General features: G+C 65.5%; 9 protein-coding genes. 4 read left to right on the forward strand and 5 right to left on the reverse strand.

Annotated elements, in window-relative coordinates; translation table 11 throughout:
* Nucleotides 1–733 (reverse strand): hypothetical protein (locus EN781_RS15905; protein ID WP_127400133.1); only part of this gene is annotated, 733 nt, incomplete at its 3' end.
* Between the two features lie 378 nt (nucleotides 734–1,111).
* On the opposite strand from EN781_RS15905, the gene EN781_RS15910 reads away from it, so the two are divergent.
* Together EN781_RS15910 and EN781_RS15915 are read left to right on the forward strand one after the other, a co-directional pair.
* The gene (locus EN781_RS15910; RefSeq protein WP_245455507.1) at nucleotides 1,112–1,291 is read left to right on the forward strand and encodes a hypothetical protein; all 180 of its coding nucleotides are present in this window, start codon (nucleotides 1,112–1,114) and stop codon (nucleotides 1,289–1,291) included.
* 29 nt (nucleotides 1,292–1,320) lie between these two features.
* Entirely contained in the window at nucleotides 1,321–1,554 is a 234-nt protein-coding gene (locus EN781_RS15915; RefSeq protein ID WP_126055355.1) for a hypothetical protein, read from the forward strand.
* A 19-nt stretch (nucleotides 1,555–1,573) separates the two neighbouring features.
* On the opposite strand, the gene EN781_RS15920 is transcribed toward EN781_RS15915, so the two are convergent.
* The 3 genes from EN781_RS15920 to EN781_RS15930 all read right to left on the reverse strand — a co-directional run bounded on the left by EN781_RS15920 (nucleotide 1,574) and on the right by EN781_RS15930 (nucleotide 4,843).
* Nucleotides 1,574–3,580 (reverse strand): AI-2E family transporter, encoded by a 2,007-nt coding sequence (locus tag EN781_RS15920; RefSeq protein ID WP_126059134.1) that lies wholly within the window; start codon nucleotides 3,578–3,580, stop codon nucleotides 1,574–1,576.
* A 162-nt stretch (nucleotides 3,581–3,742) separates the two neighbouring features.
* Nucleotides 3,743–4,285 (reverse strand): hypothetical protein, encoded by a 543-nt coding sequence (locus EN781_RS15925; RefSeq protein ID WP_127400134.1) that lies wholly within the window; start codon nucleotides 4,283–4,285, stop codon nucleotides 3,743–3,745.
* Nucleotides 4,286–4,489: 204 nt separating this feature from the next.
* Nucleotides 4,490–4,843 (reverse strand): cupin domain-containing protein, encoded by a 354-nt coding sequence (locus EN781_RS15930; protein WP_126055356.1) that lies wholly within the window; start codon nucleotides 4,841–4,843, stop codon nucleotides 4,490–4,492.
* 378 nt (nucleotides 4,844–5,221) lie between these two features.
* Between EN781_RS15930 and EN781_RS15935 the strand changes: the two genes are divergently transcribed.
* Nucleotides 5,222–7,198: an acyltransferase family protein gene (locus EN781_RS15935; RefSeq protein WP_245455510.1), complete on the forward strand. Its 1,977-nt coding sequence runs from the start codon at nucleotides 5,222–5,224 to the stop codon at nucleotides 7,196–7,198.
* Nucleotides 7,199–7,299: 101 nt separating this feature from the next.
* Here the strand turns inward: EN781_RS15935 and EN781_RS15940 are convergent, their stop codons facing one another.
* Nucleotides 7,300–7,974 (reverse strand): protein-L-isoaspartate(D-aspartate) O-methyltransferase, encoded by a 675-nt coding sequence (locus EN781_RS15940; RefSeq protein ID WP_126055358.1) that lies wholly within the window; start codon nucleotides 7,972–7,974, stop codon nucleotides 7,300–7,302.
* A 369-nt stretch (nucleotides 7,975–8,343) separates the two neighbouring features.
* On the opposite strand from EN781_RS15940, the gene EN781_RS15945 reads away from it, so the two are divergent.
* On the forward strand, nucleotides 8,344–9,603 hold a 1,260-nt coding region (locus tag EN781_RS15945), incomplete at its 3' end, for an FAD-dependent oxidoreductase (RefSeq protein ID WP_127400135.1).

Raw genomic sequence — 9,603 nt, forward strand, 5'->3', positions numbered from 1 at the left:
CCCATTCTGAGGTGCCGGGCACCGGGTCGCGCAGGCGCACCATGATGATCCTGGTGAACGAGGGCTGCGCCTCGGGGCCGATGATGGCCGTACCGCACATATAGCCGCCAAGCACGCTGCCCGGCTGCGACTGCGGGAACAGGCTGATGAAGAACTGGGCATCGCCGCCGACTTCCTTCAGATGCACGTAAAGGGCGCGCTTGGCCGGCGTGACCGGACCGCCAAGCACCAGCTGGCCGGTCGGCAAGGACTCGCGATAGGTGGCGGTCAGGCCATGCATGCCAGGCCCTGGCTCGATCGACAGGATGCCCTTGATGAACTGGCCGCGAAAATAGGGCGACCAGGCGCGCGAATAGCATGCGTAGGTTCCGGCGAGCGCGAAGGCGAGGCTGCGCTCTTCATGGCTGGATGCCGTCTCGAACTGGGCGCTGGCGCGGCGTTCGAGCTCGGCCCTGTCGACGCCGTGATGGTCGGAGATGGTGGCGATGAAATCCGGCAGATCGCAGTCGGCGATCCAGGCGCCCGGGTGCTCCAGGCGAAGCAGCTTCGCCCAATCGTCGTAGACGCTGTGCTCACGCGGCTGGGCGCGGCCCTGCAGCCATTTGTCGGCGCGGCCGAGATCGAACGCGGTCTTCGGATTGACAGCCCGGAAGGCCGCCGCCAGTTCCTTGCGGGTGACAGTTCCCAGCAGGGCTGAAGTCAGCCGCAATTTCTGCCCGATATGCTGTGCCATGCGGCCGCCCCTTACTGTCCGCTGTCAGCCATAACACGCCCTGGCGCATCCTTACATTGTACTTTTCCACAAGCTAATATTCCAGGAATTCCAAAGAATTCCACGGCATTCCGCGCGTGCTGCCTTCTCGGTTCGCGGGCCGGCGCTAAGCTCGCCGCGGGCAAGGGGCAGGCCGTCGGGACAACACATAGAAATGTGGGCTGGGCACGTCTTCCTTCGCAGAGCAGTGACACGCTTCAACCGAGCAACGGCGAAACCAGGCTCAGGAACCTGGAGCAACCGAACCGTAATGCCACTTCAACCTGAAGGAACGACCCGATGAACTCGAGCGCCTCTTCCAGACTGACCTTCATTGTATTTACCGCCGGATGCATCGCATTGGCGCTGCTCTTCCGCTACGCGCCGGCCGGTGATCTTCCCTCGAAATATGTCAAAGGCCCGGCTGCGCAGGCCGCGCAGTCGACGCGCATCGACATCGACAACGAGGCGCACGCGATCCGCTTCTACATCGACGGCAAGCAGGTCGCGCTGCTCGACGAGTCCGGTTTCAAGCAATGAATGCCGTGGAACCAAGGGAGGAAACCTTCATGAAAGTCGTTCTATCCGCGCTGTCCGCGCTGCTCGTCATGCTTGTGCTCGCGCAGAGCGCGGAGGCCAAGAAGAGGGCCCCGGCGCACCAAGACAACGCCGCCAAGGCCGAGGAAACCCGTCCGCCGCTCGACAACACGTCGACAGGTGGGATAACGCCCGCCGCGGAGGCAAAGGCGCCGGCCGGCGACGGGTCGCAGTACCCGCCGGCGCTGTATTTCAATTTCCAGTAGGAGACACCCTGCCCGGCCCTCAGCCGGCAACCGCTGCCGGCACTTTCCTGGCGGCAGGCCGGGCGCGGCGCGGGCGGCGCTTGGCGGCGAGCTTGAGGACCACCGGCGGTGCGCTCGACAGCGCGCCGGTGACGGCGTCGACCATGCCGTAGGCGACGAAATCGGCATTGAGGTCGCCGGCCTCGGCGGTGGCCGCCTGCCTGTCGCTGTTGCCGGTTTCCGACCAGAAGACGATGCCGACCCTGAGCTTTGGCCTGCGGCGCTTCAGCCGCCGCACCAGAAAGCGCGCATGCTTGACGGAATCCCGGTTGAGGAAGCCGATGACGACCGTATCGATCCCGTCGAGTTCGAGATGGCGCACACCGCCGGGCTCGATATCGGTGAAGCCCGCCTTCGTCACCGCGGCGCCCTGCACTTCCAGCACCTGCGCCAGCATGGCGGCCGCCGCATCGTCGAGTTCGTCGCGCCCGCCAGCGCATAGAACCGCAATGCCGGTTCCATCCGGCAGGTTCACCTCTTCAACCTCCTCGGCTTCCTTGTCCTCGCCAGGCCTGCGCTCGGACGCCTTGCGTTCGCCGGCCTTATCGTCGCCCGAGCCGGCGGCTTCCGGCTCGACCTCTTCCTCTTCGGCTTCCTGCTGGGCACTGTCGTCGAGGTTCGCCACCAGGGCCTCGGCGCTGCCGGCCACCAGGCGCCGCTGCTCATCGTCGAGGACGCCGCGCATGCGGTCGTGCTCGCCGAGCAGCAAAGCAGGGATAGCCACCTTGTCGTAGAACTCGAACAGATATTTGTCTTCCAGGTATTCCTCGGCGTGGTCGGTCGCCTCGTCGGGGTCGCCGGCCAGGAGCCGCTGGTAAAGCCGGGCATGGGGCTCCAGCACCGGCTCGTTGCCGAACAGCACGTCGAGGAACTCGAATTGCGGCACATGGCGGCCGAGCACGACCAGGCAGACGGTGAGCGGCGTCGACAGGACCAGGCCAAGGGGGCCCCAGAGCCAGGTCCAGAAGATCGCCGCGACGATGATGGCGAGTGGCGACAGGCCGGTGCGCGAGCCGTAGAGCCAGGGTTCGATCACATTGCCGGTGATCAGCTCCATCACGATGAACAGGGCCGCCGTCCACAAGAGCAGCGCCCAGCCGGGTGCCACGGCCAGCGCCAGGAACAGCGGCAACAGCGCGCCGATAATCGGGCCGATATAGGGGACGAAGCGCAGCGCCAACGCGAGCATCCCCCACAACAGCGCATTGGGGATGCCCAGCACCCAAAGTCCGATGGTGATCGGCACGGCGTAGACGATGTTGACCACCAACTGCATCAAAAGATACTGGCCAACCCGCTTGCCGGCATCCTGCAGCGCCTGCGTGGTGCGGTGAAGATCGCCATAGCCGACCAGGCGGATGAAGCGGTCGCGCAGATCCTCGCGCTCCATCAGCATGAATATGACCACGACGATGACCAGGCCGGCCGAGGCGAGCGGGCTGAGCAGCGGCGCGATCAGGTTCTGCAGCACCTGTAGCGGCTTTTCATGCGCGACGATCTCGACCGGGATCGGATCGCGCTTCGGCGTCTCGGCCGCCGATGGCAGTTGCGGCTCCTGGCGCTCGATCTCCTGGCCGACGCGCTCGATCACCCCGCTCAGCCTGGCGATGATGCCGCCGCCGAGGCCGCTTTCCTTCAGCGCGCGGATCTTGGTCAGGATATTGATCTGATAGACGGGGATGTTCTGGGCGAGATCGCTGACCTGCGTGGCGACGACGAAGGAGAACAGGGCAAGGGCGGCGAAGGCGCCGAGCACGCTGGCGACGACGGCGGGCAGGCGGGGAACCCCTGCGCGCTTGAGCGAGGCGACGACCGGCGCGATGGCGAAAGTGAGCAGCAGCGCGACGGCGATCGGCAGGAAAACCTCGCGACCGAAATAGAGCGCCGCGACCGTCGTCACCACGGTGGCGACCGTCGGCAGCACCGTGCGCGGATGGCCCCGCGATGCAGCAAGCAGACTTGCCAGTCCCGGCTCCGACGCTCGCATGCCGTTCCGACGATTCACCTGATGCCTCCGCCCTGCCAATGGCCATGATCGGCCATATTTAGCCGGCAGGCAACGCGCTCGCCCACCGCCCGGTTCCGATGGGCGGCGGCAAAGCCGCCGATCTCCTCGCTTGTGGGGGAGATCAGCAGCTTTTGCGCTCTGTCACTTAACCGGGATCATCAGATGGGCGTAGGGCGTGCCCGGCCACATCACATAGGGCTTCGAAGTGTCAGGCTTGGGGTCGGACGGATAGCCCTTCATGACGTCCATGGCATTGACGATCATCACATGCGGGCCGGTCTCTATCCAATTGTTGCCTTCAGTGGGCGCAGTCGCATAGGGGTCGGTGTTGCTGCCGTCGGTGCCACCGGACAGCATGTACATGAAGCCGACCTTGCCCTTGGGCGGATCCTTCTTCTCGACCCACGCCATCGCCCATTCCATCGCGTTTGCATCGCCGCACATCGGGTCCGGGCCGGGCGAAGCCGGGTTGTCCGGCATGCACCAGAAGCCGTTCTTGCCCTCGCGCACCGTGCGCATGGTGCCCTTGTCATCCATGGCGTAGATTGCGGCACCGCTCGCCACGGCGGCGGGCGCGGCGGACTCGGCGCTCTTGATCAGCGCAGCATCGTCGGCGGCTGCGCCTTGCATCGCAATCAAACTGCTCGCTGCCAATAGCGCAGCGACCGTCAGAAGCCGTTTCATGGCCGTTCTCCGGTTCGAGTTGATCTGTTGTGCATGATGTCGGACGCACGGCGCTCCCAGCGCCGTTTGTCGGTGATCAAATGCTAGCAGATCGCACGTTTCCGGACAACGATACTTTAGCGCTCCCTAACATTCGGTGAGTTGGGTCGTGGGTCCCGGCGCCGGCCCAGGCGGTGCTTTCGCGTGCCCGCCGGCGCGGCCGCCTCAGCCCACCCTGACGACAAAATGCTTGGTCACCGGCTCGATGATCTTCCAGGTTCCCTTGAAGTCGGCTTCGACCACGAAGGCATCGCCCGGCCCGACCTCGACCGGGGTTCCGCCGTCGGGCGTGATGATGATGCGGCCGGCGATCATGTGCACGAACTCGTAGTCGGTGTAGGTGGCATGGTAGGTGCCGGGCGACGCCCGCCAGGTGCCCGAAATCACCTTGCCATCGGCGGTGGTGTGCTGCACGGCGGTCTGCATGGTCGGCCTGCCCTCGACCACGACCCAGCCCGGCAGGTCGCCGGCCTCTGCATGCTCGATGGCGCCGAATTTGAGGATGGTGGTGTCGGTCATGTTGAGCTCCCATTTCGGCCGATATTGGCTGAGCGGGAATAGCCGATGCGCGAGGCACGGGCAACGCGAAGGCCGACCGCGAATGTCGGAGACTGGCGAAAGCGCCCTTGCCTTCTCCCCCTGTGGGAGAAGGTGGATCAGCGCGCAGCGCCGAGACGGATGAGGGTGTTCCAGCTTGGCGCCAGCTTACCCCTCGCCCGGATTGCCAACCGATTTGTGAAGAACAAATCGGGGCAATCCGACTCTCCCACAAGGGGGAGGTAAGAGGCGCCCCTCCCCTTATGTTGCACTGCGTTAAATATGTTGCATTGCGATATCGGCGCCCAGGGGCGAGTCTGTTCCTGGGTGGGCTGCCAACGACCAGTACGAGGCGTCGTCTTGACAGCACAGTTCCCGGCCTCGGCTTCGTTCCGGCCCGACATAGAAGGCCTGCGCGCGCTGGCGGTGGCTGGCGTCATCGCCTTCCATTTCGGGCTCACGGCGCTCCCCGGCGGCTTCACCGGCGTCGACATCTTCTTCGTCATCTCGGGCTATCTGATCACCCGCCATCTCGTGAACGAGATCGGCGAGACCGGCCGGCTCGACCTCTGGCGCTTCTATGCGCGGCGCGCGCGCCGGCTGCTTCCGGCCGCGCTGTTCGTCATCCTTGCCACGCTGGTCGCCGGCGCCGTCATCCTGTCGCCGGAGGAGCAGTCGCTCTATTCCAAGGGCGCCATGTTCGCCTCGGCCTACATGATCAATCTGTGGCTTATCCGCTGGTCGTTCGACTATTTCGCCGCCGACGCCGCCAACAACCCGTTCATCCATTTCTGGTCGCTGTCGGTCGAGGAGCAGTTCTACCTCGCCTGGCCGGCGCTGCTGATGCTTGCGACATGGTTGAGGCCGGGCAAGCGGGCGGTGATCCTGGTCATCGGGCTTGCCGGCCTTGTCTCCTTCGCCGTCTGTGCCTGGCTGACCACGGTAGCCCAACCCTGGGCCTTCTATTTCTCGCCGTTGCGCGCCTGGGAGTTCGCCGCCGGCGGGCTGGCAACGCTCGTGCCGGCGGCGGCCTTGCGGCAGCGCCGCGGCCTGAGCGCCGCCATGGCCTGGGCGGGCCTTGCGCTGATCGCCATCGCCTATCTTTGCTTCAGCGAGGACGCCCCCTTCCCCGGCCTGCCGGCTTTGGTGCCGGTGGCCGGCACTGTCCTCATGCTGCTGGCGGGAGCGGCCGGCGCCAGGAACGGCCTCAGTGCCGTCCTGGCGCTGCCGCCCTTGCAATGGGTCGGCAAGCTTTCCTATTCGCTCTATCTCTGGCACTGGCCGGTCATCGTCTATGCCGGCATGCTTACCGCCGAGCTCTCCACCGTGCAGCGCCTCTTCTGCCTGGCGCTGACGCTGGCGCTGTCGGCCTTCACCTACCTGTTCATCGAGAACCCGATACGCCGCAATGGCTGGCTTATGGCCAATGCGGCGCGGGCGCTGGTGCCGGCCGTCCTCCTGACCGGCACCGGCGTCGTCGCCGCCTACGCCAATGCGCGACTGGCCGTGCACGACCTCGACCCCGAGCAGCGCGTCATCGCCGAAAGTGCGGCACGCCCCTCCACCGCGCGCGCCAAGGGCGGCTGCGTGCTCGATTTCGAGACCGTCAAGCCCAAGCCCTGCGTGTTCGGCGCCAAGGATGCCGAGGGTTCGGTCGTGCTGTTCGGCGACTCGCATGCCGATCATTGGTCGACGCCGCTGATCGAGGCGGCAAGCAGGAACAACTACCGCGTCGTCACCTATCTCAAATCCTCCTGCCGTGCCTCACGGGTCACGACCTGGAACTGGCGGCTGAAGCGCGACTACACCGAATGCGACCGGTGGCGGGAGCAATCGGTCAAGGACATCATCGCGCTGCATCCGCGCATGGTGGTGATCTCGGAATTCTCGATCGGCAACGTGATGAAGGAATCGCCCGAGGAACTGAGGCACGCCGATTGGAACCAGGAATGGAGGGCCGGCCTGCACTGGACGCTCGCGGCATTCAGCCGGGCCGGGATCAAGGTCGCAGTGATCAGGGACGTGCCCTACAATGGAAACTATGTCGACAAATGCGTGGCGCGGGCGCTGTGGCGCGGGCAGCCCCCTGAGGTCTGTGATACGCCGAGGATCACGGCGGCGAACGACGATATCGCCGCGGCGGAGCGCGACGTCGTGCGCAGCGTGCCCGGCGCCACCTATGTCGACCTGACCAGCCAGTTCTGCGACCAGACCACCTGCCACGTCTTCATCAACGGCAAGCTCGCCTACCGCGACCGCCATCATCTGGCGACCCCCTTCGCGGAATCGCTGGAGCCTGTGGTGGAAAAGACAGTGCTGCGGCAGGTGCGCAGTTAGGGGCGAGAGCCGTACCTACTGCGGTCTTTCAGCTGCGAGCGGCGTTTGCCGGAGCTGCGTCAGGGTCGGAAAGCGCGGTCGTGCCAGCTGTGCGCACCGCATCAGACGGTTTCGAGCCGGCTGAACCGGACCGGAATGAGTTTGCGGGTCTTGATCTGCCCTGCCGCGGCCTTGTCGATAACAGTCAGAAACTGAACGTCTTCGGCCACCAGTGGCAGAACCAGACGTCCCCCTGGCTTGAGCTGGTCGAGCAGAGCCGGCGGCGTCCGGTCGGCCGCCACGCTCACCAGGATCTTGTCGAACGGAGCGTGCTCGGGCCAGCCGCGAGACCCGTCCCCGACACGGATGGCGACGTTGGAGAAGCCAAGGCCGCGCAGTAGATCCTCGGCCTGGCTGGCGAATTCCTCGATGATCTCGACGCTCCAGACCTGTCCGGCGAGTTCCGCGAGAATCGCGGTCTGATAACCCAGTCCGGTCCCGATCTCGAGCACTGACTCGTGGCGTCGGGGAGCAAGGAGATCGGTCATCAGAGCGACCATGAAGGGCTGAGAGATGGTCTTGTCGAAGCCGATCGGCAGCGGCATGTCCTGGTAAGCATAAGGCGCGACCGAGGCCGGCACGAAGAGATGTCGCGGCACCCGCAGCATCGATGCCATCACCCGCTCTTCGAACGTTGCCTTGCCGAGTTCGTCGCTTGTAAGGTCGGCGAGGATCGCAATCATCTCGACCATGTGCCTGCGTAGGATCGCAAGGTGCTCTTCGTTCATCGGTTTCATGACGGTGGAGCTTTCCTCGACCAGTCTGCTGCCAGATCGTTTTATACCCTGTTCGTCCTGTCACGGTCACGCCCGCCATTGGCGGGGCCCGACGGCGCGAAGCGGTCATGCGCGAACGCCGCCCTTTGGAGCTCGGCGCAGCCAGCCGATGCGCGCGTCCCGTTCCGCCGGCAAACGCTGGAACAGATCGAGCGGTTCCGGGAAAATGACGGATGCATGCCGCCAGGCGGCAACGAATGACGCGGCCGGGCGTTTGGGCGGTGTCGAGAAGCTGGAGCCAAGCTGGCCGGAAAGCGGCTCTTTCGGGCCGGTGGACCTAGATTTCCGTTTCTCGGCCGCACAGGCGATTGGATCGCCAGGGAGAAGGACATGGCTGCGGGTCATACCAAATCAGACGGGCCGGACCTGGCTCAGGGCATCGCGTTCTCCGACCTTGCCGATGGCGGCAAGCTGGTCGGCCACTGCGGCGATGAAGAAGTGCTGCTGGTGCGCCGCGGCGCCGAGGTCTTTGCCGTCGCGGCGTCCTGCACACATTACGGTGGGCCGCTCGTCGACGGTCTTGTGGTGGAGGATACCGTGCGGTGTCCCTGGCATCACGCATGCTTCGATTTGCGCACCGGCGAGGCCTTGCGCGCGCCAGCCCTCAGTCCGCTGGCCTGCTGGTCGGTGGAACTGCGCGATAACAGGATCTTCGTGGGCGAGAAGCGCAAACGGACGGCAGCGAAGCCGCGCGATGCAGGCTCCGACCCGGCAAAGATCGTCATTGTCGGCGGCGGCGCGGCCGGATTCGCAGCGGCCGAAACACTGCGGCGCGAACGCTATCAAGGCAGCATCGTCATGCTCAGCAACGACGAAGCGCCGCCGGTAGATCGGCCCAATCTTTCCAAGGACTACCTCGCCGGCAAGGCGCCGGAAAGCTGGATTCCGCTGCGCGGCGAGAGCTTCTACGCAAAGAACGATATCGACCTGCGCCTCAAAGCGGACGTTGCCGGCATCGACGTGCGTTCCGGCGAGGTCGTGCTCGCCGACGGCGCCCGGGTCCGCTACGACCGGCTGCTGCTTGCGACCGGGGCCGAACCGGTGCGCCTCACCATTCCCGGCGCCGACCAGCCGCACGTCCACACGCTGCGCTCGTTCGCAGACAGCAGGGCTATCATCAAGCGGGCCACGGGTGCGCGCCGCGCCGTGGTGCTTGGCGCCAGCTTCATTGGCCTGGAAGTTGCCGCGTCCCTGCGCACACGCGATATCGACGTCCATGTCGTGGCGCCGGAAGAACGGCCCCTGGAGCGGGTGCTCGGTCCGCAACTGGGCGACTTCATCCGTGCCCTCCATGAGGAGCATGGCGTTGTGTTCCATCTCGAGGACAGCGCCAGCAGCATCGATGGCGGCAAGGTGACGCTTACCAGCGGCAAGACGCTGACGGCCGACCTGGTCGTCGCAGGTATAGGCGTGCGACCGCGGACCGGGCTTGCCGAACAGGCAGGGCTTATCCTTGACCGCGGTGTCGTCGTAAACGCCTTTCTGGAGACGAGCGCGCCTGGCGTATTCGCCGCCGGCGACATTGCGCGATGGCCAGACCCCCGCAGCGGCGAGACCATCCGGATCGAGCATTGGGTGGTTGCCGAGCGG

Origin of the sequence: Mesorhizobium sp. M4A.F.Ca.ET.090.04.2.1 (assembly GCF_003999085.1) — a bacterium.
Taxonomy (GTDB): Bacteria; Pseudomonadota; Alphaproteobacteria; order Rhizobiales; family Rhizobiaceae; genus Mesorhizobium.

What these genes read in the sequence shown, in the direction of transcription:
- EN781_RS15915 (WP_126055355.1), top strand. Translation starts at nt 1,321, where the DNA reads ATGAAAGTCGTTCTATCCGCGCTGTCCGCGCTGCTCGTCATGCTTGTG.
- EN781_RS15920 (WP_126059134.1), bottom strand. Translation starts at nt 3,580, where the DNA reads ATGCGAGCGTCGGAGCCGGGACTGGCAAGTCTGCTTGCTGCATCGCGG.
- EN781_RS15925 (WP_127400134.1), bottom strand. Translation starts at nt 4,285, where the DNA reads ATGAAACGGCTTCTGACGGTCGCTGCGCTATTGGCAGCGAGCAGTTTG.
- EN781_RS15930 (WP_126055356.1), bottom strand. Translation starts at nt 4,843, where the DNA reads ATGACCGACACCACCATCCTCAAATTCGGCGCCATCGAGCATGCAGAG.
- EN781_RS15940 (WP_126055358.1), bottom strand. Translation starts at nt 7,974, where the DNA reads ATGAAACCGATGAACGAAGAGCACCTTGCGATCCTACGCAGGCACATG.